The following is a 21,458-nucleotide window of genomic DNA, read 5'->3' on the forward strand; positions in this document are numbered from 1 at the left end:
TAGTTCCATCGATGGATAGCCCCTGTCGACACCTAGTACAGAATCAATTTCTTATTTTGAAGAGCCGAGATCGATCTAAGTTTCTCGATATGATGCAACGCCATTGACCTTTCACTCGTTCTATGCGGACCAACGGTAGAACTTAATATTATATCATTATAAATATCAAATATAATCGAACTATTGGCATTCGGCGATTCCGATTCCCCCAGTTGATTTTTTACACAGCCAAAATCTTTCACGAACTCCTTCGTTTTAGGTAGGCTTATTCCTGTCGCGTCGCAAGCTGCAACTATATAACCTTTATGCGTTTTGCAATTCGTTACATTTTTGTAGTAGCTGTTTACTAATATTTCGTTTAATGATTCAAACACTTGCGGATTTAATTTCTCCCGCGCTAAGGAAAACGCTTGTTTCGTCACAGCTTTCTTTCCTAAATTCTTAAAATATCTATATAACTCGACCGCTAAGCTTTTGTTTAATAAGTTTATCATGGCTATAAGCAACCTCGGTAGGGTTAGTTGACGATTCCGAGTAAAAGCACTCGGTTTCATTCGCGCGATTTCCAGAATCTTTCTGGAATATATCCAAGCTTCTAATTCGCCTATGACTGTTATTCTTTCTTGCCCATGTCTTCTTGTCGTACTAAATTCTTTAATCTTTAGTCTTTTTTCTTAAATTGACAGCATTGGCCGGAAGGGCGCGAAGCGGTTCCGAAATTCACATTAGAGGCCGTTTTGTTTGCCGGTTGTATAATCGTTTGGAATTGATTTTTCGGAACGGAGGCGATAGCCGAACCCCGAACGAGACGCGGCGCCGGAGCCTTTTACTTTTTTCTTCGTCTTTAGAATATTATATTATTTGAATTTATTTTTCTCCGGCGGGCGCCGAAATGTTTTGTCGACTTTTTTACATTCCATACTTTTTGCTTTTCTTTTTTATCCGCGCTTTCAGAATTAACTTCTTTTATAGGAGAATTTTCATGCCGAGTCCGAGCCAATCCGAAAAGTCGTCCATCCATCAAATTTGGAAGGAAGGAGCCGTTGTCATCAATCGAATTCGATTCGGTTTGGTTATTCTTTTTTCTCTTACGTTACTCAGCGTTTCCAAAACGAATCATCCCACTCAAGTGATCGCCCACGTCGCCGCCACCGCTTTGATGGCGTTTTATTGTTTCTTGGAATTCATTCTTCATCGTTCCGGCAAAGTAGGGGTTCGTTTTCAGAAAACGTTAGTTCTTTTTGACGTGAACATTCTTTCTCTCACTCTAATGGTGGACTGTTCCATCGAACCGAAAGTATCTTCCGCCATCCTCGCCAATATGTTAATCTTTTTCATCTATTTCTACATTATGTTTTACTCATCCTTTTTAGGTGAGAAAAAATTCATCCTTTTAGTTGGAGTTTTTGCCGCGTTAGGCATCATTGCCTCGATTTTTACGGCTTGGAAAGGCGGCATGGTTCTCACCGAAGATCCGGAGATCGGTAAAAATCCCGGTAGCCTGATCTTTTCCGTTCAGATCATTAAAGTTATGTTCGTTTTCACAGCCAGCGTGATTCTTTTTCATTTGATGAAACTTTTCGATAAACTTACTGCCGAAAGTTCCAAACTTTATGAGGATTCTCAACACCTTTTGAATAAACTCACACAAGATCGTAAGATTCTGGAAGATTCGGCCGAAAGTCTCGAAGCGTCGATTCGTAAGTTCGCCGACTTTATCAATCGTACCGGCGAAAAGATGGAATCCCAAGCCGCCGCGATCGAAGAAGTGAATGCGGTAATCGAGGAACTTTCCGTTTCTTCTTCCAACACGACCGATTCCATTGAAACTCAGAACCTGAGTCTGAGCGAACTTGTCGGAAGTTCGAAAAAGTTAGACGAAATTCTAAAGAGCAGCGCCTCCTTGAGCGAGGCTCTCGCCGTTTTCGCCAAAGAGAATAAGGAAGACATGGAGAACGTCACGATCGCAGCGGAAAAAACGAAATCCTATCTTATGGATATTACGAATTCGTTTAACAAAGTGGATGAAATCAATCGGATCATGAGTGAAATCGCGGACAAAACCAACCTTCTCGCTTTGAACGCTTCGATCGAAGCGGCGAGGGCGGGTGTGGCGGGTCGAGGTTTTGCGGTTGTCGCAAACGAGGTGAGTAAACTTGCGGAATTCACTTCCGGTAACGCTAAATCGATTTCGGAGATCGTCAGTCAATCGAGAAAATTTATTGAAGAAGCGAGAATCGCTTCTACGGAAACGGGCGATCTAACCGAAAATCAAAAACTGAAAATTTTAGATACCGCCAATCGAATCGATAAGATGAATCTGTTTTATCTAGAACAGAAATCGATCATTCAAAAGTTCGTCTCCGAAGTGAATCGAATCCAATCCACTTCCGAAAAAATTCTCAGATCCACACAAGAACAGATGCTGGGACAAAAAGAAATGGTCCAAACCATGGGAAATTTAGGCGCGGAAATCAACGAGATCAACGAAGACTCGGGGAAACTCCAAGAAGAAATCGTAAAAATCAAAACGCAGGCTTCCGAACTTAGGCTTTTGAGCATTCAATCCGCAAATTGATCTGAGAAGTTAAAACCGGCGGAGACGTTTTATAGAAACCTGAGTTTTGAAAATGATATCGGCAAGTAAAGAGTCATAATTCTTTCGTAACAAGTTTGGCTTTTGCGTATAACCTTATTCATTTTAGATGTCAGTGGATTGGGATCTTTACAAATGATTTTTTAGAAATTTGTTGCTAAATGAATCCTTTCGAAAATAATCTCTTGAAATTTTAATCCGGTAGTTTATCTGTTCTTTGTTCGTAAGGAAGTAATTTTCATGATTCAGAAATGGTTTCAGACGGCTTTATTTTTAAGTTCGATTTTAGCGGGAATTTTGATTCCCGGTAAAGTGTTTTCTCAAGCAAGCGACGCGGAGGCCGCGATCCAAGAAGCCTGCAATCGTTTGGTGAACGAGGGAATCTATAAGAGTTGTAAGGCGGCTCCCGGATTTTCCGCCCATCAAGGTTACTACAGTCAATCCGCTCAAGTTAAGTGCGAATGTATCAATAAAAAAGATAATCAGAAAACCATCGTTACGATTAGTCTCGGTCAATATTACTAAAAATCTTTTCTGATTAACGTTTGATTTTTTTAATTTTTCGGGAGCGCCGGATTGTATGTTTTCGCGGCCTCTGAACGATACGCAGATAATTACGAAATCATCTGCGTATCGAATAAACGACCTTAAGTGTTGCAATATAAGAATCCTATGCCAATTCATTGAATGTGAGTTACATATTTCAGTTTCATTTTGTAAAGCCTGTATTGAGTACGATGTGTAAAGGATGACTGGCACTACATACAAACCCCGGTCTCTTTGTGACGAGACATAATATACATTATCGGAAGTTGCCTGTTGCATCACACGAGAATCTACTCCAAACCTTAGAAGAATCAATCTAGTGCATTCTTTTCCTTAGATGGTTGCCGTGCGTTATAAAACTGAATCTACGGGAGAGACACATGGTAACAAAGATCTTCAAGGAGAAATACCGTTGGGCTTTCAAGAAAGAAAAAAGTCTGATCCTCGATGAATTTGTAGAAGTCACCGGATACAATCGAATCTACGTCAGAACAGTTCTACGAGAAACTAGAGAGAAAATCTACTTCAAAAAATGATTGGATCCGAACCAAACATTAAGAAATGAATCTTTCCGTTGAATTCATCGTAGAACTTCATTGGATTTTATGGATTCGAACTTGAGAATATTTTAATAAGATGTTGCGCGAGTCTAACCCCAGCATTCGCAAGCTGATGTTTCACCACTGGCGTCGCGTTTTGAATATAGACGTCTGAGATTTTTACCGTTGAACGGTCGTTGGGAATTCCGTCGTAAGCAACACTGCGAGCCAATTGAAAACCTTGGAGAGCCCACACCTCTGGAGTACTTTGCGCTTGGGATTGTGCAAAAGTAATGTCCGGTTTTAAAATAATGGATACCGTGATAGGATTGGTACTGATAAAATTCACTAAATTCGTATCCCAGATTCCGTGTAAACTAGACCTCCGCTTTCCGATTTGTACTCTGACTCTATTACCACCAAGATCATTGTTTCTTTCTGCAACGTGTAACGGCTGGTGTATATCTCCAATAAAGTGTACTACAAACGAAAGCGCTTGCAGTCTCTTTGCGTTGGTTTGGGTGGAATCCGCCAACACGCTACTCCATCTATCAATTTCAGTGATCACACAAGAAGATTTGCAAATCCTTACGATATCTTCATGCGTCGGATTAACCATAGAAACGGGAATATCTATAAAGTGCCATGAACCGGTATTTGTAGGCGGCTCCGGATCCGTAAATATTTGATTACAAATCGGACTCATCGGTCTTTTTTCGGATTGAAATACTCTAAGTTCATCGGGGCAAGTGGATATTTGTTCTAAGGTAAGTTTTCCTAAAATACTATTAATTTGTTCAAATCCTTTATAATTTTCTAATATTCTTTGCGCGACCATTCCGATCACCTGATGCCCCTCGTGTCCCCATCCATAAACATTTGAATTTACTAATAAAGTAATCAAAATTGAGAACTTTATTTGATTGATTTTTGTCATTAAAATTCCCTCCTCGCGAAATTGTTAAAGATATAAATTTTATTACAAGTAAAATTCCAAACAAATCGATTATATATTCGGACATTACTTAAGTGATCGTATTCTAAAAATTTAATATATAATTTTAAAGTAAATTCAAATAATATACAACTATTATAATTATTAAAATAATAGAATATATTAATTTTGTGTTTATTACTATAGACATACCAATAGTGAACGAGTGATTAAAGCTTTCGCTTTCGCTTTCGCTTGCGACTTAAGACTCAGTGAATGGCATAATCTTACCCACAAGTAATTGGATATTAAGATCAAGCCGATATCTCAACGTCTTCTCGCTTTTAGGGACGTTCGAAGGGTTTTGGAACGTGTTGTAAATACGCTAAAACCCTTAAACAACGATTTGAGCGGAAATTTTAATTGGTAGGAGCCTGCGTGAATGAATTTACAACTAAACCTCGTTCTGAAATTCTAAAAACCAGATGACAACCCCCGACATTTCGGTCATTCTTCCCACGTACAACGAAAGGGAAAACATACAGATTCTCATTCCTAAAATTACGAAGGTTCTTAAAGAGTATCCTCATGAAATCATTCTTATAGACGATAATAGTCCCGATAGAACTTGGGAGGCGGCGGAGAATTTAAAAACCGTTCATAAAAATCTAATCGTCATACGTAGAATGGAAGCCAGAGGTCTTTCTTCGGCGGTAATCTCGGGGATGTCCGTCGCAAAAGGAAAGGTTTTCGTCGTGATGGATGCGGATCTTCAACACGACGAAAAAATTCTTCCCGCTCTCGTATCTCCGATTCTAAAAAATAAATCGGACATTAGTGTCGGGACCAGATATATAAACGGCGGCTCGGTTTCAGACTGGTCATGGATTCGAAAAAATTTTAGTGTGTTTGCAACTCGTTTCACAAAACTACTCTTGCCGATTCCGGTTTCCGATCCGATGAGCGGTTATTTCGCGATTTCCCGTTCCTATTTTCAAAAAACGACGGATCGGATCAATCCAAGAGGATTTAAAATTCTATTAGAATTTTTGAATGGACCCGAACCAAGACCGAAAATTTCGGAAGTCGCCTATACGTTTCAGAGTAGACGGTTCGGCAAAACGAAGTTAGACGGATCCGTGATTCGAAACTATTTGATCGCGTTACTCGATCTTAGATTCGGAAAAAAAATCCCCCCTACTTTTTTTCTTTATTCTTTGGTCGGTTCATTCGGGGTGCTCGTAAATCTATCCGGGTTTTTGATCGCGGAAACGTTTCGTTTTCCGGAAATTTTCACTCCTTTTAGATTTTTGAATCCGCTTTACACATCCGTTCTTTTCGGGATCGAGATGTCCATTCTTTCCAATTTCGTTTTGAACAACTATTTTACCTTTTATGAAAAACGTTATATAGGAATTCGACTCATCCGGGGATTGGTTTTATTCCATCTCGTAAGCCTTTTGGGACTTTTGATTCAAATCAGCGTATTTCAATTTTTGTATCATAAAATTTTTGTCTATGAATTGCAATCTTCCGGACTTCTAATTAAAATAATCTCGGATTCGCTTGCAATTTTAGCGGCGATGATTACAAATTATTTCTTAAACTTGAACGTCACCTGGAAAGGTTCCAAGGATTGACCCGAGTTTAAAGGAGATTCTATGGTCAAGGTTTTGGTTCCTTTCGCCGACGGAATGGAGGAAATGGAAGCGGTGATCATCGTGGACGTGTTGAGGCGCGCAGGCATCCAGGTCACGAGCGCTTCCCTCAAAAAAGGACCGGTCACCGCCTCCAGAGGCGTCAAACTCTTGGCCGATGAGGTCATAGATAAAATCCGAATTCATGACTTCGATATGATCGTACTTCCCGGAGGAAACGGCGGCACCAAAGTTCTCGGAGCCGATCCGAAAATCGTAGAACTTCTCAAAGACGCCAAAAAACACGGTCAATGGATCGCGGCTATCTGTGCAGCTCCGAGTATTTTAGTACATCAAAATATTCTTACAAACGAGGATCGTTTTACCGCCTTTCCGGGTGTAGTATCCGATGCTCCCGGTTACACCGGGTCCAGACTGGAAATCTCCGGAAAAATCATAACGAGCGTGGGGCCGGGATCCGCATTTGAGTTTGCCTTGGAACTCGTTCGGATTTTGAGCGGTGAAGAGACGATGTTGAAAGTTAAATCCGCTCTTCAACTTCCTGAATGAAAGAACTCGTTTCCAAACACAAACATCGCTTTCAAAAAATCACGGCGATCACCGGAGCCGGAATTTCGGCGGAAAGCGGAATTCCCACGTTTCGAGGAGCCGACGGCCTCTGGAAAAATTTTCGTGCGGAAGACCTTGCGACTCCGCAAGCCTTTCAAAAAAATCCCGAACTCGTTTGGGAATGGTATCTCTGGAGAAGAGGTGTCATCGAAAGTAAAGATCCGAATTTAGGACACGTCGCGCTTGCAGAATTAGAAAAACGTCATACTGACTTTTTCCTGATTACTCAAAACGTGGACGGACTACACTCAAGAGCCGGTTCGAAGAAGCTCATTGAAATTCACGGAAACATATTTCTCAATTGTTGTAGTTTCTGCGAAAACAAAATCCTAATTAACGTACGTTCGGCTTCAAACGAACCGCTTCCTAAATGTAATCTTTGTGGATCGCTTTTTCGCCCGGGTGTCGTTTGGTTTGGAGAATCGTACGATGAATCGAAACTCAATCAATGTATCGAAAGAATGAAAAACACCGATTTACTTTTAATCATCGGCACCTCTGGCGCCGTGAGTATGCCGGTTTATCTGGCGGAAATCGCGCAGGAAAGCGGGGCGCTTCTTATAGAGATCAATCCGGAAAAAAGTTCTTTTTCTTCTTCCGTGGATCTTTTTTTAAAAGGAAAATCTGGGGAAATCCTTCCTGAATTGGTAAACGAAATAATTCAAATTCTATAATATTCTATCTTTCGTAAATACAAAGGACTTGAAGAAAGTCCTTTGTATTTAAACATTCTTACGTTAAATTTATTGCAATACAATACCGGGCATAGAAACGTAACCGGGCAATTTTTCAACTCGATCCAACCAATTTCGAATTTGGTTATAAGTTTCTAAATCCACCTTCCCTTCGTTCGCCAACGCAATGTAGGGATACATCGCCAAATCATCGATAGTCGGGCGTTCGTCGGCGAGCCATAGATTCTTAGCCAGATGATTTTCCAAAAGATTCAATAGTTGATTTGTAATAATCTCTGCTTCTTCTACCTGAATCGACTTTCCAAATCGATAATGAGTGCGTAACGCAGCCGGTCCTCGAGTCACTTCGTTCGCTTTGTGATTCTTATCTATTGCTTTGGCAGCCTCGTAAAGATAAAATCCGCGTAATCGTTAAAACAACTCGGCGACATGTGACCCGGATCGCTGAAATCATCACAGTGATATTCCGGATCCTCGTTCATGTTCCAGAACGAAGTTTCGGTAGATTCATGCAATTTCTTTAAAATAGGCAGCATAATATCATACGGAGTTTTTTCGTCTTTTTCGGTCGTAAGAACTTTTCTAGTTTTATAAAGTTCAAAGTATGGACGTGCGACTCTCACCCAAATCGTAGCAAACGGAATCTGCATTTCCTTTATGATGGAAATCGCATCCTCTTGATTCGCGAGCATCTTGGGATTGAACGTAAACGGACTTAAGTAAGATTTAAAATCCGTATTGGATCTTTTTTTAAGAAGTTCCGCAGGCAAAACGATTCGAGGACTTGCGTCGGAGGTTGCGCTTCCTCTTTGTTTTTTTAGATTCTCCCAGATTTTTGAACGAAGTTCGCCGTAACCCTTTGCAAGAATTCCGCCTTCTTTGGCCCTCGCTCGAATTACGTTCAACCTCGGACGATTTTTAGTCGTATGAAATAATTTTTTGGCTATATAACCGGTAAGATCCGAGGAAGAATATCGATCCGCGTGTCTGAAAACAAAGGAAGCGCTCAGTCCGTAAAAGAGAACTTCGTCCAAGGTCAATACGGAAGAAGAATTGAAGATCTCGATCGATTCGTCCATCAGGATAAAATCCGGTTTTACGGAATCGGACTGAAATCGTTCCAACCAATAGAGATAATAATCCGGAGAACCTCCGGGAACGGAAAAGTTAAATAACACCCAATCCGGATATTTTTTTTCTATATAATCGTTTCTGAATAGAAGCGCCCTCGAGTTTCCGAAATAGACCAGGACCTTCTTACGATCTTCTTTTCCCAGATAGTCTTTTAATTCTTCAAAAAGAAATTCCTTATGTCTGAAGTTTAAATCGGAAAGAGTAAGGGAATAATACGGCTCGAACGCGGTTGAGCTGATAAGTTTATCAATGCCGAATGAAACGATGAATATGACAAAAGGAACGAGAAGAAATCGATTCCGAAACATTCTATTCTCCTAAAATTTGTAATAGATAAACGCGCCCGAGTCTTCGGAGAACAAAGCGAGCAGAAAAACGGTAAGAACGCCCGCGCCTATGAGAAGCCAAGGGTCGTATTTTCTAAACCGTTTCCAAAAATCGGGAACGTATTGAGCCCAATTGAAAAGAACCAAGGCTAAGAATAGATAAAAGAATTTTTCCAAGTTTTCCATTTGATTGAGAAGAAAGAAAGAATTACCGTCCACCAAACGTCCCGCGTCTCCGATCCAAGCCGTCGTTGTGGAACTTGAAATTTCCGATTCAATCGAAGACGGAGAATTTTTGAATATTCCAATTACGTGTTGAACCATCGTCTTCGCGTTATCGGCTCGAAAAAGAACCGCGCTGAACGAGAAAAGTAAAAATACGAAAAAGGCTTTGAAAATTTTCAAAACGATATTTTTTTCGGGAGTCAGTTTCCATCCGAGAGAAGTTTCCAAATATCGTTCTCCCGCAAGCAGAACTCCCCAGTAAAAACCCCAAGCGATAAACGTATAATCCGCGCCGTGCCAAAAACCTCCGAGGGTCATGGTCAAGATCAGATTGAGATGAGTTCTCCATTGCGCGACCTTACTTCCGCCCAAGGAAAAGTAGATGTAATCCCGAAGCCAAAAAGACAACGTTATGTGCCATCTCTGCCAAAGTTCTCTTCCGCTTAAGGAAAAAAAAGGAGCCTTGAAATTTTCAGGAAGATAAAATCCGAGGAGCGCCCCCACTCCCCGCGCCATATCGGTCAGACCCGAAAAATCGCAGAACACCTGAATTGAATAACCGATTCCCGCAAGAATCAAAGAAGAAAAATCATACGTTTCCGGATTGGAAAAGATAGGAGAAATCAAGCCCGCTGCGGGATCTGCGATCAAAACTTTTTTGATCAAGCCGGAGATCATCAAATAACAGCCGTTATAGATTTTATTCCGATCCGGTTCGAGACGATTTAAGTTCGGAAAAAAATCTCCGGTTCTCATGATCGGTCCCGCGATCAAAACCGGAAAAAATAAAACGAATAAGAAATAACCTTTTAGAGAAATACTTTCTCCGCCTAGATTTCTTTTGGCGTCCACGGCGGCGGCGATCATCTGAAAGCTGTAAAAGCTGATCGCGAGAGGAAGAACGATCCGAATGATTCCCTGAATTTCTTGAAAGAACGGATAACCGGTCAAATCCGCGAGAACTTTGGAAAAGAAATAAAAGTATTTAAAAAATCCTAAATTGATACAGTTAAAAAGAACCGACACAATCATCCATCGTTTGGAATTTTCCTCGGATGTTTGAATCCGAAGGTAGAAAAAATAATTGAGTAGGATGACGAGTAGGAAGTGAAGGAAGAAAATCCAGGAGAACCAGACATAAAAGAAGGCGCTGGAAAGAATCAAAAAGTCGGGACGGTTTTTTTTCGGAACCGACCAGTAGATCACATAAACGATCGCAAAAAAAATCGCAAAAGTAACCGAGTTGAACAACACGTTATCTGCCTTTCCTAAATAAATTTTTCCAATATTCCACTTCTTCGGAATTCAATTTTTTATCTTTAAACTCATCGGAGTCGGCTTCCGGTTTGGGAGGAAAAATTTCCGCCGTAACGATTGCTGCAAATTCTTCGGAAGTAATCGAATGGGCTCCCCATTTTTTTGCGTGAAAAAAAATCTCTTTATCCGAACTGACCACTTGAATTTCGGAAGGACGAACGTGGGTTCGAACGAATTCCTTAATCAGATCGTCCGCTTTTCTGTCTCGACTGAAATACACATTCAATTTTCCAAAGGTTTCCTGAAAGACTTCGCTTCCGATCTCTTTCTTTCCGTCGAAGAAAATATGAAAGGTTTGTTTTTTCTTTTTTTTGGAATACGATTCGATCCGTTCCAAAAGTCCCTGTCTTGCTTTTGAGAGTCGATTCTGAACCATACATTCTTCCAAATCGAGGAATTTATAAATCAGATTGAAACCGTCAATCGCCACTTGAGATGACATGGAATTGTAGTGACCAGAATCCCATTCTCGTAAATACTGTAAACCAACCTTTCCGGGGAGATTATGAGTAAAATGGCTGATTCCGAACATTATCCGGTCCGGGTCAACAAATTTAACATCCGGCATTTCTATCTATGGTTCCGAGCATTGCCCGGTTCGGGAAAAGATTTATTTCTACTTTCTTTTGCAGCCTTAGACGTTCTCCTACTTTTGATTTACAATTCTTATAAGGAAATTCTTCCGAAAGAACTCTACGCCTATGTAATCGGTTTCGATTTTTTTGTTTTAGTGATTTGGGTGATGGAACTCGTCACTAAGTTTAGAAAATCCAAAACACCCGGAAACTACTTCTCGATGAATTGGTATGAAATCGTGGGAGTGATTCCGTTTTATTTTTTGCGTCCTTTTCTTTTGTTGAGAGGAATAAAAATCCTGATCGCATTCTACAAGTTAGGTCAATCCGGACAAAACTTAAGCGATATCGTTACGAGAGAAATCACATTCCGATTCCGTGATGTGATCGTGGATACGATTGCGGACGCGGTATTTTTACATTCTTTGGAAAGAGTGGAAGAAGTTATGATTCGTCTCGACTACAGTCGACTCGCTAAAAAAGCATTCGAACTTCACCAGGATGAGTTCAACGCCAAAGTAAACGAATCTCTTCAATCCAAATTTTTATTGGGAGAATTGTCCAGAATTCCTTTTATGGGAGAAGTTTCCAAACGACTGGGAGAGGATATCAGTTCTATGATTACGGAGGTTTTGGAAAACGAGGTCACCGGTGAAATCATGAAACAAGTCACCGAAGCCATTTTGAAAGAGATGGCGAATCACGTAAAAAAACTTCCCATCGAAAGGATCACAAGGCCCTTGGAAACGGAAAGGGCTCCAATCAAACCGCAGTCGGAAAACAAATTTGAAAAAGAAAATCCGACGATCCCTTCCGAAGAAAAACCTTTTTCGAATTTGTTTTAAACGTCTCAAAAATCATCTAAACTCGATAAGATTTTATACTTTCTTAACGTGAGTTCGGGCTAAAAAAGATAGGGCGATCAAAAGCAGAAATTTTTGTGGGAGATCCGGCAGATTTATCTTGAGATCCAAGTACATATGCGTAAGGTTATGGCCCACGTTTTTTACGTTTGCCGTTCGCGCTAACTGGAGTTTTGGATTTTATTCCGGGAGTTCTATAAAAAACACTTGCGATTCGATTTCGAACGTTTAAAATTTTAAAGGCAAGGAGTTGTTATGAAATCCGTAGAAACCTGGTTTAACGAATACGCAGAAAGCCACCGTAATCCGATCAATAAAAACATACATTGGATTTGTGTTCCGTTGATTTACTTTACGGTCATCGGACTGTTCTGGTCGATTCCCTTACCTTCTTTTTTTCAGTCCGTTCCTTATTTAAATTTTGCGACGATCGCACTCGTTCTAACGCTTGCATTTTACGTACGACTTTCGCCTGTGTTAGCCCTGGGAATGTTGATCGTAAGTTCTTTGATGATTTATCTGATCGTTCTTCTCCAAGGAACCGTTCTTCCAATCCTGATCGGAACGTACTCGTACGGTATTTTAGAACTTTCGATTACGATTTTCGTTTTAGCTTGGATCGGACAATTTATCGGGCATAAAATCGAAGGCAAAAAACCTTCTTTTTTCAAGGATCTTCAATTTTTAATGATCGGTCCGATTTGGCTGCTTGGATTCATCTATCAAAAATTGAAAATCGCCTACTGATCGTTTGGTGGTTCGGTTTCGGACCGCGACAAAGCCGATTTTCCCGCTCGACTGCAAATGCAGGTCGATCGTCGGTACATTATGCGAGTTCAATATAACCAATGCGAAAGCGATTGAAGCGAGATCAACAAATTGGGAACGACAAAAAAATTTCGTTTTTAGAGCGATCTATCAATTTGTTGATCCAAGCGGAAAGCGCGGTCCATCCCCTTTTTTTCCGTAAGAAAAAAAGGGGATGGATTCGCCCAAACGTTCTCCACGAATTTACGTTCGATATAAGTTATCAAGAAATAGAAAAATACCCGGGGAAATCCGATGCCTAAGATAGTAAATCATGAAAAGTACAAAACGGAGATCCTATCCAAGTGCGTGGATATTCTTGCAAGAAGGGGATATTCCGCGGTTTCGATGAGGGAGATCGCGACCGAACTGGACGTTTCCACGGGAACTTTGTATCACTACTTTGCTACAAAAGAAGATATATTTAAGGAATTGATAAAGTTCGTCTTACACAGGGATATCGAAGAATTACAACTTTACTCCAAAGGAAATCCGGGACAAACCCTTGAAACCAGAGTCGAGTCCCTGTTTCAAATGGTCCGAATTCGGGAAGCTTACTTTCAAAATCTCTTATATATTATTTGCGACGTTTCCCGATTGAAAAATCACGAGGAGGAAAAACTGCTGATCGCAGACGCGATGAAAGAATACGTCAACATCATTGCAAAACATCTCGGTGTTACAAATCCTTCTTTAAATCGAATCTTAATCAGCGTGATTTTAGGAACCGTGGTTCAAAGGATTGTGGACGGAGACTCGATCGACCTTTCGGATATTTCCGAAATCATCAAGGACTTTCTGTCGATCCTTCTTTCCAACTCCTTCACGTTTTGACTTCAATATATCTTGTAACGTTCTTGGATCGTTTTGATCTCTTGGGAGATCCGGGCCGAATTCCAACGTAGATGTTTTGCCAAAGAACGAACGAGTTTGTTCGTTTCTTTTTCCTCCGGCAAACCCGGAACACCCACACCCGATCTGCGAAAGAAAAAATCGGTCGCAAACCGAATATCTTCCCTATTTGTAATGAACCGTACTTCGCTTTCAAAGAACTTTTCCCCGTTTTGAAGTGTGTAAAATTCTTCCTTAGGTGTACTTTTCTCAAGAATCCGATACGCCTGCGAACCGTAACGAAACGCGAGTGTTTCGATCGATTCTCCGCTGAATTTGGGAAATTTTTTTCCAAGCGTTTTTATAAGGGAAAGAACATCCGAATAATTTCCGGTATCGGGCGGGATCAAGGCGGTTTCACATACTCGAAAATTTCCGGGAAGATAATCGGCGACCTTGTTCACAACTTCTTCCGCCACGCCTCGGCTTGTTGTGTACTTGCCTCCCATGGCGGTAAAAAAACCGGGAAACCCGGATTCCTTATGATCGAAAATTTCCGTTTTTCTGGAAGCGTTGTACGTGGACTTTGTCTCTCCCGGATCCTCGACGAGCGGCCTTAAACCGCCGTAATAAAAATCCACGTCGTCCAAAGTCAGGTCCGTATATCCGAAGGAATTGTTGACTTCGCTTAACAATTCTTCGATGTCTTTTTTGGTGACTCGAAACCTGTCCGGATTATCGGCGTATTCCGTGTCGGTCGTTCCGATGATCGTTTTGTTTCTCCACGGAATGATAAAAAGGTGAGTGCCGTCTTTTTTTTTCGTCACCAAGGTTTTATCTCCGCAGATTTTTCTGGTAACGACGTGAATTCCCTTGGACCTCACGAGATGTTTATCGATTTCGACCCCCGCAAGGGATTCTACGATGTCCGCCCAGGGTCCGGCCGCGTTTACGACGGACTTGGTTTGAAACGAGATTTCCTTTCCGGAGATCTTGTCCTTTGCGATTACCGTGTATAAGGAATCGCCGGAACGAACTATGGAAATCACTTCGGTATAATTTTTTGCCTCGGCACCTTTTTCCCTCGCTGAAAAGATAAATTCGCAGGTATGTCTTTCCGGATTTAAATTTAGATAATCGTAATATAAGTAAGCGCCCTTGAGTTTGTCGCGTTCTATGGTAGGAGATTCCATGACGGTTTGTTCTTTGGAAAGAAAACCGTATTTCGGAATCAATCGATCCTTGCAGATATTCGTGTTTCGATCGTAAGAAAGCGCGTTATACAATTCCATTCCCACTTTCAAAACGAACCGATCGACATTGGTATAAATCGGAACCAGAATACCCATGGTCTGAATCGCTTGGGGAGTGATCCTTGCCAAAGTAGCCCTTTCATGAAGCGACTCTCTCACAAGCCCCAACTCGAAATTTTTTAAATATCGCAAACCTCCGTGAATCATCTTCGATGTGGCCTGACTGGTCCCGGAGGCGTAATCGTTTTTTTCCAAAAGAACGGACTTCATACCTCTCAAAGTGGAGTCCCAGAGAACATGCGCTCCCGTAATTCCTCCCCCGACGACTAACAAGTCGTAGACTTCGGAGTTCCGAGATGATTTTGTTTTTGAAGAAGATAACTTTTTATTGGTTGGCATAACGATCTCGGTTTTTTAAAAAGAAAACTTTCTAAAAGAATTTAAAAGAATCGAATTCTTCCGATTCTAGAAAGTAGAACCGGAAAAATTCAATCATTGGATCGTAGGATATCGATTCTCGCGATTTGTTTCAAAATCTAACCTTTCTTTTGAAAAAAGTCGAAGGTTAGGAAACGCCGTTACCGTTTACATCTTATCATCGGAGATATTCAAAAATTATGTTTTATACGGAACTGAATTCCAAGATCGATTATTCGAGGGATAACCTGAGATGGAACGCTTGGGGTGCTTACGGCCAGGACTTTTTCAGAGTCGGACAAATGCAGGAAATTCTTGCGTTTCTTTCCGAGGAACTTCAAATCTCCGAAATTCGCAAAACGCCTCCGTTTGCTTTGGAAGAGATCACTCTTCCGAAATCATCCTTCACTCCGACTCAGATTCGAGATTTGAGTAAGATCGTCGGAGCCAAACATTTCTCCTTAGAAAGAAGAGAAAGAGTCCTTCATTCCGCGGGAAGAAGTTATTACGACGTTCTCAGACTTTCGTTCAACACTCTCAAAAGTTTTGTGGACGGAGTCGCCTATCCAAGCAAGGAATCCGAGGTTTCCAAAATCCTGGAATATTGTTCCAAGAACAACATCACAGTGATTCCGTTTGGCGGAGGTTCTTCGGTCGTAGGAGGTCTGGAGGTCATCAAAGGGAAGGGACAAAAGTATGTACTTTCTTTGGACACGACCCGAATGGATTCTCTTTTGTCTCTGGACAAGGAAAGCCATCTCGCTACGTTTCAAACCGGAATCTACGGACCCAAACTCGAAAAATTGTTAAACGACAAGGGATTTACTCTCGGTCATTTTCCTCAGTCCTTCGAATATTCCACGTTAGGCGGTTGGATCGCAGCCCGAAGCGCGGGACAACAATCCAATCGTTACGGAAAGATCGAAGAGATTCTCACTTGTTTAAAGATCGTCACTCCTTCGGGTGTCGTCGAAACTCTCAGAGAACCCGCCTCTTCCACCGGTCCGGATCTGAATCGAATTTTTGCGGGAAGCGAAGGTTTGCTCGGATTGATCACGGAAGCGACGATCAAGGTTCATAAACTTCCCGAAGCCAGAAAATATTTCGGAATCGTATTCCCAAACTTTGCGGCCGGAGTCGACTTCATACGAGAGGTCAATCATAGGGAAATTCCCACGTCCATGATCCGTCTCTCCGATAAAAACGAAACCCGTCTTTATCAAACGTTAGGCGCTCTTGGTAAGAAAAAAACTCCTGCTCGCTGGATTAAGAATCTAATCCAAACTCAAGTTTTAAAATTCAAATCCCTCGGCGAAGATAAATGTGTGATCCTTTTGGGACTCGACGGAAGTAAAGAAGACGTTTCCCGGAATTTTTCAAAGATCAAACCGATCATCTCCCTACATCGCGGACTTTATGTCGGAACCCATTTGGGAGAACAATGGATTCATTCCAGATACAACATGCCTTTCTTACGCAATCATTTGATGGAGAACGGAATCGGCGTGGATACGATGGAAACTTCCACGACCTATGATCGGGTTTTACAACTTCATCGGGAAGGAATCGCATCCTTGGAAAAGTCGATTCCGGGATCGATTGCGATGTGTCATATCTCGCATAGTTATCACGAAGGCGCTTGTCTCTACTACACGATCCTCTTTCCGATGGATGAAAAGAAACCGGCGGATCAGTGGTTCAAAATGAAACGAACGGTTTCGGAAACATTCTTTCAAAACGGGGCTCCGATCTCTCACCACCACGGTGTAGGTTTTGATCACAAGATTTGGTATGAAAAGGCGACTTCCAAACCGGCTTTGCTCGGACTGAGAGCGTTCAAAAAGGAAATCGATCCCAAGGAAATTTTAAATCCGGGTAAGGTGTTCCACTGAGTTTGTTGCGAACTTTCGAGGTTACTCTTTTAAAAAATGTTTCAAACGTAAACTCGCACACTTTTAAAACAAAATAAGTTTTTTTGAATGTCCCCGTTTAACCGTTCGAGGTCTTCAGGGCCGGTTGCAAATATTTTTTCAAGGACGACTACTTTGTCGGAACGATCAAAAACTCGTTGATTTCCGGATTGACTTGTATTGTAGGATCCGGACAAAGCCCGACTGAATTGGCAAAAAGAAACGGGGCATCTTCCGGATCTTTTCAAAAATAAGGTACTGAAATCCAAAGAAGAGATCCTAACGTTTTATTAAAACTCAATTTAAAAAAACGAAACTTCAAACCGATATCCACAAAAAAAAGCCGGGTTTAAAAAACCGGCCTCGCTCTATTCTTCTTTTCTAAATTAGAAATTACTGAAATACGGGTCTTCTTTTTTCGAGAATGGATTTCATTCCTTCCTGACCGTTTCCGGAAAACACCGCTTCGGAAAGAAGTTTGACGTCTCTCTCCGCGTTGTGTTGAACAAAAATCCGAACCGGATCTCTGAGAGAAACCTTAATTCCGGTTACGGAACCGATCGCCATATCTTTAAACTGATCGCAGTATTTGCGAGCGCGCACCATCAGGTCTTCCGCGGAAGACGCGACCTCGTCGATGAGTTTTATATCCAGAGCTTCTTCCGCTTTGAGGCCCTTACCCGAATACAAAAGATCGCGGGCCTTAGTGATTCCCACGGTCTCTTTGAGCATAAAACCCGCAACGGATGGAAAGTTGATTCCGATCTGAGATTCGGGAAATCCGAGTCTTCCTTTTTTTTCCACCATGATCCTATAATCGCAAAAAATGGCGTAAACAGCGCCCAAGCCCATCGCATGTCCGTTCATCGCGCAAACGATCGGCCTTTCCAAAAAAAGAAGTTTGGAAGCGGTGTCCAATGCGAGACGCAGAACGTCCTGAATTTGTTCCAAAGTTTTTCCGACAAAGATGTCCGGATTGAATCCGTTTGAGAAAAACTTTTCGTTCTTAGAAGTGAAAATTACCGCCTTGATCGTCGGATCTTTTGCAATCGCGTCCAACTTCGCGGAAATCGTTTTGAAAAAATCTCCGTTCAGAGAATTCACTTCGTTGGTTTCAATGTAGAGTTCCAGAATATGATTGTTTCTAATTTCGGAAAGCATCTTGGCTCCTATTACTTTCAATTGAATTAAAATTCGTTTCACGAATATCGAAAAAACGAAAATTCGGCGGTTTGTGTGTTTTGGATTCTTCCAAATTGAGGAATCAAACCAGGGTGTAAACCTCGATCTGGATCGTTTAGAGCTGAAATTTGGAAGCCGGAATGGTCTCGGACAACGCGATCTTTTTCATTTTGATTTCGATCCGATTCTGATCCTGATTCGTTTTGGGTTCCACAATTCTTGTGATCGTGATTTTCGGCGGAAAGGAAACCGTTCCCTGCACTTTCGTAATCGCTTTGAGATTGCTTTTTTTAGAAAGAAGTTCCACGGAACTGATTCCAAAATCCGTCATCCAAAACGTAATGTCCTCTCCCGGTTTTTTTACAAGAATCGCCCTTTCGGAAAGATTCACAAAAATCGGATCGGTCCCCGCGAGCCCCGAACTGTTATTGGATAAAAGGGAATATAAAACGGGAAACGGAATCGTGGATTGTTTTTTACCGCTCGGATCCTTAAAAAGAATATCCCCCATCGGAAGAACTTGAGGACCACCCGTTGCCGTTTTGATATGAATCGAATTTCCGTCCGTATACACTCTGGAAACTACCATTCCGAAAAAAGGATCGGAAAGTTCTATGTACATCTTTCCGGAAGGTTTATCGTAAAAGATCTTTCCGTCCGCCGAAAAACTTTCCTTTTTCGGAACGAAGTTTTCGATCCGCATCGAAAACTCCCCCGAGTAGGATGAGTTTTTCGTTTCCAAATCTCGAACCGATTTTAAAACGCGGGCGGCTTCCGGATTTTTAGAGGAAAGGAATTTCAGATTTCCTTTGTCCGAAAACGAAATCTCTTCGATTTGAGTCGTAGCACATCCGAAGAGGACGAGTGAGTATATTAGAATATTAAAATAAAGTTTAAATTTCATAACCGTTCGTTCTTTCTATTTTTTGTTTCGATTTCCGCCGGTTTCGGTGGAACCGTTTTGTAGTTTTTTTTGAATCCTGGAAATGTCTTCCTTCTTCTTAAAAAGTTTCAGACTTTTTTCCCAATAAGCGGTCGCGTTTATTGCTTGGCTTTTTTCTTTATAGACGTCCCCGATATGTTCTAAAATCACCGGGTCTTCCTCTCCCTTGTCTTTTAGAATCTGATACGCGAGTTGTAGGTGTAAAAGCGCCTCGTCGTGATTTCCCAGTTTGAAAAAAATCCAACCGAGGCTATCCTGATAGGCTTCGTTATCCGGCGCCAGTTCGACGGCTTTGCGGACTAACGCAAGGGATTCGTCCAAACGGATTCCTTTTTCGGAAAGATAATATCCCAAGTAATTGTATGCCATCGGATTTCCGGGATCGATTTCGATGGATTTTTTCAGATCCTTCTCCATAAAATCCTGATGTTCCAACTTCTCGTGAACGGAAGCCCTGTAAAAGTAGTAAACTCCGTTTCCGGATTCCGTTTCGATTGCCGCATTCAATTCTTCTAATGCTTCTTTATACTTTTCCCGGGAAGCCAAAACGATTCCGAGTAAGTATCTCGCATAGGCCACTTCCGGACGAGCCCGAAGGACGTTTCGGATAATGACCTCGGCCTCTTCCTTTTTTCCGGGAGGATCGGCCCTGAGTAAATACGCAAGATGCAACTGAAACTTGAGTTTCTCTTCCTCCTTCCGCGCGGTTTCCACCGATTTCCTGGACATCAAAATCGCACGATATACGTAACCGGATTGTTCGTGACAGGAAGCGAGAAAGTCGTAAATCTCCGCGTCGTTCCATTCGGAAGTTTTATCCGGAATCACAAGCGCTTTTTGTGCGGTTCTTTCGGCGAGTGAAAACTGTTGCATTCCGAATACGAGCTCCGCCACTTCCCTGAGTTCTTTTAGATACAAGGACGAATTTTTTTCTTTTTCATACACGTCGAGCATCGCCAGTCGAACCGCCAAACGAGTCGGAAACTTTTCCTTTACGGGGAGAAGCAGATCTTTCGCTTCCGCATATTTTCCGAGCAAAACGAGATAAAGACCTTTCAAAACTCCATCCTTCGGAATTTTGGAATTTTGATTGAGAACATTAAAATATTCGAATGCAGTTGCCCTACTCTCGATAAAGTACATTTCCGCGAGAAGATGTTCCACTGAGGAAAAGTTTTTTTTCGTCTTTAAAATCCGATTCAGTTCCTTTCGAGCCGAGGAAAATTTTCCGAGTTGATTCCAAATTTTTGCGAGAGTCAGTCTTGCGGAAATATCGCTCGGATTCTGATGCAGATACGAGCTTAAAAAATAAAGCGCCTTTTGAGTTTGGCCGTTCGCAAAATACATCTCACCCAAGGATTTATCCACAAAGGATCTGTATTTCGGGTTTCCTTCCCGATTTCGAATCGAATCGCTGAGCGACGTAAGATAAAGAATCGCTCTCGGATAATTTTTGAGTTCCTGGTTGAGAGAGCCCAAAAGATAGAGAAAATCGGAATCGTCCGGAAAACGACTTAAGTTCGTTTCGAGAAAATCACTCGCCTTTTGAAATTCTCCGAAACGAATGAGAATTCTCGCTTTCAATAGATAACCGTCTCTGAAACCGGGATCGGATAGAATGGCGGCGTCCGCTTCTTTTTCCGCTTTTTCGAACTGTCCCAGATAAAAATGTACGTTGGCTTTGGCCGCCCTGGACACGGGAGAAACTTGTCTGTTCAACGCAGCGGAACAAAGAAAGTACCGATCGTAATATTCCACCGATTCTTCGTAATCCTTTTTGGATTTTTCCTGAGACTGGATTCTCGCGGCGTTCGTTTGTTTTTCAAACGCAAGGGAAAGAAAAAATTCCGGCGCGACCGACGATCCGGAATATTCGCATTCGGGTTGGGCAAAAACCGAAATCGGAAATGAGCAGATCCAAAAAGTCAAAGAACCAAAAAAAAAGGAACGGAAACCTGTAAGTCGAATGCGAAGGATTTTAATATTTGCTTGATTCATTCCGGTAACGGGACAGATATGAATAGAATGTTCCATTTGTCGGGAACCATCTTGTCTATAGGTCCGGAATTTCATTCTGCAACCGATCCATCCAGGAGTC

18 protein-coding genes and 2 pseudogenes are annotated in these 21,458 nt (G+C 41.7%); 10 read left to right on the forward strand and 10 right to left on the reverse strand.

Annotated features, from left to right (window positions below; all coding sequences use genetic code 11):
* A pseudogene (locus LEP1GSC060_RS19215) lies at window positions 1-374 on the reverse strand (IS4 family transposase); the annotation flags it as partial.
* A gap of 608 nt (window positions 375-982) precedes the next feature.
* On the opposite strand from LEP1GSC060_RS19215, the gene LEP1GSC060_RS03075 reads away from it, so the two are divergent.
* The 3 genes and pseudogenes from LEP1GSC060_RS03075 to LEP1GSC060_RS20485 form a co-directional block, all read left to right on the forward strand.
* Complete coding sequence (locus LEP1GSC060_RS03075; RefSeq protein ID WP_002995912.1) at window positions 983-2,578, forward strand: methyl-accepting chemotaxis protein; 1,596 nt, start codon at window positions 983-985, stop codon at window positions 2,576-2,578.
* A gap of 258 nt (window positions 2,579-2,836) precedes the next feature.
* On the forward strand, window positions 2,837-3,121 hold the full coding sequence (locus LEP1GSC060_RS03080; RefSeq protein WP_002996174.1) for a hypothetical protein: 285 nt from the start codon (window positions 2,837-2,839) through the stop codon (window positions 3,119-3,121).
* Between the two features lie 401 nt (window positions 3,122-3,522).
* Window positions 3,523-3,663 (forward strand): annotated as a pseudogene (locus tag LEP1GSC060_RS20485) (ISNCY family transposase); the annotation flags it as partial.
* 82 nt (window positions 3,664-3,745) lie between these two features.
* Here the strand turns inward: LEP1GSC060_RS20485 and LEP1GSC060_RS03085 are convergent.
* The gene (locus tag LEP1GSC060_RS03085) at window positions 3,746-4,618 is read right to left on the reverse strand and encodes a S1/P1 nuclease (RefSeq protein ID WP_002996224.1); all 873 of its coding nucleotides are present in this window, start codon (window positions 4,616-4,618) and stop codon (window positions 3,746-3,748) included.
* 482 nt (window positions 4,619-5,100) lie between these two features.
* Here LEP1GSC060_RS03085 and LEP1GSC060_RS03090 point away from each other — a divergent pair, with 482 nt between their 5' ends.
* The 3 genes from LEP1GSC060_RS03090 to LEP1GSC060_RS03100 are packed head-to-tail and all read left to right on the forward strand — an operon-like array spanning window position 5,101 to window position 7,556.
* Window positions 5,101-6,255 (forward strand): glycosyltransferase, encoded by a 1,155-nt coding sequence (locus tag LEP1GSC060_RS03090; protein ID WP_002996015.1) that lies wholly within the window; start codon window positions 5,101-5,103, stop codon window positions 6,253-6,255.
* Window positions 6,256-6,276: 21 nt separating this feature from the next.
* Window positions 6,277-6,822 (forward strand): DJ-1 family glyoxalase III, encoded by a 546-nt coding sequence (locus LEP1GSC060_RS03095; RefSeq protein WP_002996103.1) that lies wholly within the window; start codon window positions 6,277-6,279, stop codon window positions 6,820-6,822.
* Window positions 6,819-7,556: an SIR2 family NAD-dependent protein deacylase gene (locus tag LEP1GSC060_RS03100; protein WP_002996012.1), complete on the forward strand. Its 738-nt coding sequence runs from the start codon at window positions 6,819-6,821 to the stop codon at window positions 7,554-7,556. Before LEP1GSC060_RS03095 ends, LEP1GSC060_RS03100 begins: the two co-directional genes overlap by 4 nt.
* A 69-nt stretch (window positions 7,557-7,625) precedes the next feature.
* Here the strand turns inward: LEP1GSC060_RS03100 and LEP1GSC060_RS19225 are convergent, their stop codons facing one another.
* From LEP1GSC060_RS19225 to LEP1GSC060_RS03120, 4 genes are read right to left on the reverse strand one after another with little or no spacing between them, the layout of a single operon-like run.
* The gene (locus LEP1GSC060_RS19225; RefSeq protein ID WP_196221623.1) at window positions 7,626-7,922 is read right to left on the reverse strand and encodes a glutathione binding-like protein; all 297 of its coding nucleotides are present in this window, start codon (window positions 7,920-7,922) and stop codon (window positions 7,626-7,628) included.
* A 23-nt stretch (window positions 7,923-7,945) separates the two neighbouring features.
* Entirely contained in the window at window positions 7,946-9,019 is a 1,074-nt protein-coding gene (locus LEP1GSC060_RS03110) for a DUF1574 domain-containing protein (protein ID WP_002996049.1), read from the reverse strand.
* Window positions 9,020-9,028: 9 nt separating this feature from the next.
* The gene (locus LEP1GSC060_RS03115) at window positions 9,029-10,516 is read right to left on the reverse strand and encodes an MBOAT family O-acyltransferase (RefSeq protein WP_002996036.1); all 1,488 of its coding nucleotides are present in this window, start codon (window positions 10,514-10,516) and stop codon (window positions 9,029-9,031) included.
* Window position 10,517: 1 nt separating this feature from the next.
* Window positions 10,518-11,021 (reverse strand): NYN domain-containing protein, encoded by a 504-nt coding sequence (locus LEP1GSC060_RS03120; RefSeq protein WP_036095294.1) that lies wholly within the window; start codon window positions 11,019-11,021, stop codon window positions 10,518-10,520.
* 72 nt (window positions 11,022-11,093) lie between these two features.
* On the opposite strand from LEP1GSC060_RS03120, the gene LEP1GSC060_RS03125 reads away from it, so the two are divergent.
* From LEP1GSC060_RS03125 to LEP1GSC060_RS03140, 3 genes are all read left to right on the forward strand, one after another.
* On the forward strand, window positions 11,094-11,999 hold the full coding sequence (locus tag LEP1GSC060_RS03125) for a hypothetical protein (RefSeq protein WP_036095265.1): 906 nt from the start codon (window positions 11,094-11,096) through the stop codon (window positions 11,997-11,999).
* Window positions 12,000-12,272: 273 nt separating this feature from the next.
* Window positions 12,273-12,764 carry an Mpo1 family 2-hydroxy fatty acid dioxygenase gene (locus LEP1GSC060_RS03130; protein ID WP_002996198.1) on the forward strand — a complete coding sequence of 164 codons (492 nt, stop codon included), beginning with the start codon at window positions 12,273-12,275 and terminating at the stop codon, window positions 12,762-12,764.
* Between the two features lie 315 nt (window positions 12,765-13,079).
* Window positions 13,080-13,658, forward strand: coding sequence for a TetR/AcrR family transcriptional regulator (locus LEP1GSC060_RS03140; protein WP_002996248.1), 579 nt, complete (start codon window positions 13,080-13,082; stop codon window positions 13,656-13,658).
* A 2-nt stretch (window positions 13,659-13,660) separates the two neighbouring features.
* Here LEP1GSC060_RS03140 and LEP1GSC060_RS03145 read toward each other — a convergent pair whose 3' ends face one another.
* On the reverse strand, window positions 13,661-15,307 hold the full coding sequence (locus tag LEP1GSC060_RS03145) for a glycerol-3-phosphate dehydrogenase/oxidase (protein ID WP_002996075.1): 1,647 nt from the start codon (window positions 15,305-15,307) through the stop codon (window positions 13,661-13,663).
* Between the two features lie 218 nt (window positions 15,308-15,525).
* Between LEP1GSC060_RS03145 and LEP1GSC060_RS03150 the strand changes: the two genes are divergently transcribed.
* Window positions 15,526-17,217 carry an FAD-binding oxidoreductase gene (locus LEP1GSC060_RS03150; protein WP_002996339.1) on the forward strand — a complete coding sequence of 564 codons (1,692 nt, stop codon included), beginning with the start codon at window positions 15,526-15,528 and terminating at the stop codon, window positions 17,215-17,217.
* A gap of 411 nt (window positions 17,218-17,628) precedes the next feature.
* On the opposite strand, the gene LEP1GSC060_RS03160 is transcribed toward LEP1GSC060_RS03150, so the two are convergent.
* From LEP1GSC060_RS03160 to LEP1GSC060_RS03170, 3 genes are all read right to left on the reverse strand, one after another.
* Window positions 17,629-18,396 carry an enoyl-CoA hydratase/isomerase family protein gene (locus LEP1GSC060_RS03160; protein WP_002996213.1) on the reverse strand — a complete coding sequence of 256 codons (768 nt, stop codon included), beginning with the start codon at window positions 18,394-18,396 and terminating at the stop codon, window positions 17,629-17,631.
* Window positions 18,397-18,532: 136 nt separating this feature from the next.
* Window positions 18,533-19,321, reverse strand: a complete 789-nt coding sequence (locus LEP1GSC060_RS03165; protein ID WP_002995916.1) for a LolA family protein — start codon at window positions 19,319-19,321, stop codon at window positions 18,533-18,535.
* A 15-nt stretch (window positions 19,322-19,336) separates the two neighbouring features.
* The gene (locus LEP1GSC060_RS03170; RefSeq protein ID WP_036095297.1) at window positions 19,337-21,358 is read right to left on the reverse strand and encodes a tetratricopeptide repeat protein; all 2,022 of its coding nucleotides are present in this window, start codon (window positions 21,356-21,358) and stop codon (window positions 19,337-19,339) included.
* Window positions 21,359-21,458: the final 100 nt, after the last annotated feature.

Source organism: Leptospira weilii serovar Ranarum str. ICFT (genome assembly GCF_000332415.1).
GTDB lineage: Bacteria > Spirochaetota > Leptospiria > Leptospirales > Leptospiraceae > Leptospira > Leptospira weilii_A.

What these genes read in the sequence shown, in the direction of transcription:
- LEP1GSC060_RS03075 (WP_002995912.1), top strand. Translation starts at nt 983, where the DNA reads ATGCCGAGTCCGAGCCAATCCGAAAAGTCGTCCATCCATCAAATTTGG.
- LEP1GSC060_RS03080 (WP_002996174.1), top strand. Translation starts at nt 2,837, where the DNA reads ATGATTCAGAAATGGTTTCAGACGGCTTTATTTTTAAGTTCGATTTTA.
- LEP1GSC060_RS03085 (WP_002996224.1), bottom strand. Translation starts at nt 4,618, where the DNA reads ATGACAAAAATCAATCAAATAAAGTTCTCAATTTTGATTACTTTATTA.
- LEP1GSC060_RS03090 (WP_002996015.1), top strand. Translation starts at nt 5,101, where the DNA reads ATGACAACCCCCGACATTTCGGTCATTCTTCCCACGTACAACGAAAGG.
- LEP1GSC060_RS03095 (WP_002996103.1), top strand. Translation starts at nt 6,277, where the DNA reads ATGGTCAAGGTTTTGGTTCCTTTCGCCGACGGAATGGAGGAAATGGAA.
- LEP1GSC060_RS03100 (WP_002996012.1), top strand. Translation starts at nt 6,819, where the DNA reads ATGAAAGAACTCGTTTCCAAACACAAACATCGCTTTCAAAAAATCACG.
- LEP1GSC060_RS03110 (WP_002996049.1), bottom strand. Translation starts at nt 9,019, where the DNA reads ATGTTTCGGAATCGATTTCTTCTCGTTCCTTTTGTCATATTCATCGTT.
- LEP1GSC060_RS03120 (WP_036095294.1), bottom strand. Translation starts at nt 11,021, where the DNA reads ATGTCATCTCAAGTGGCGATTGACGGTTTCAATCTGATTTATAAATTC.
- LEP1GSC060_RS03125 (WP_036095265.1), top strand. Translation starts at nt 11,094, where the DNA reads ATGGCTGATTCCGAACATTATCCGGTCCGGGTCAACAAATTTAACATC.
- LEP1GSC060_RS03130 (WP_002996198.1), top strand. Translation starts at nt 12,273, where the DNA reads ATGAAATCCGTAGAAACCTGGTTTAACGAATACGCAGAAAGCCACCGT.
- LEP1GSC060_RS03140 (WP_002996248.1), top strand. Translation starts at nt 13,080, where the DNA reads ATGCCTAAGATAGTAAATCATGAAAAGTACAAAACGGAGATCCTATCC.
- LEP1GSC060_RS03145 (WP_002996075.1), bottom strand. Translation starts at nt 15,307, where the DNA reads ATGCCAACCAATAAAAAGTTATCTTCTTCAAAAACAAAATCATCTCGG.
- LEP1GSC060_RS03150 (WP_002996339.1), top strand. Translation starts at nt 15,526, where the DNA reads ATGTTTTATACGGAACTGAATTCCAAGATCGATTATTCGAGGGATAAC.
- LEP1GSC060_RS03160 (WP_002996213.1), bottom strand. Translation starts at nt 18,396, where the DNA reads ATGCTTTCCGAAATTAGAAACAATCATATTCTGGAACTCTACATTGAA.
- LEP1GSC060_RS03165 (WP_002995916.1), bottom strand. Translation starts at nt 19,321, where the DNA reads ATGAAATTTAAACTTTATTTTAATATTCTAATATACTCACTCGTCCTC.
- LEP1GSC060_RS03170 (WP_036095297.1), bottom strand. Translation starts at nt 21,358, where the DNA reads ATGAATCAAGCAAATATTAAAATCCTTCGCATTCGACTTACAGGTTTC.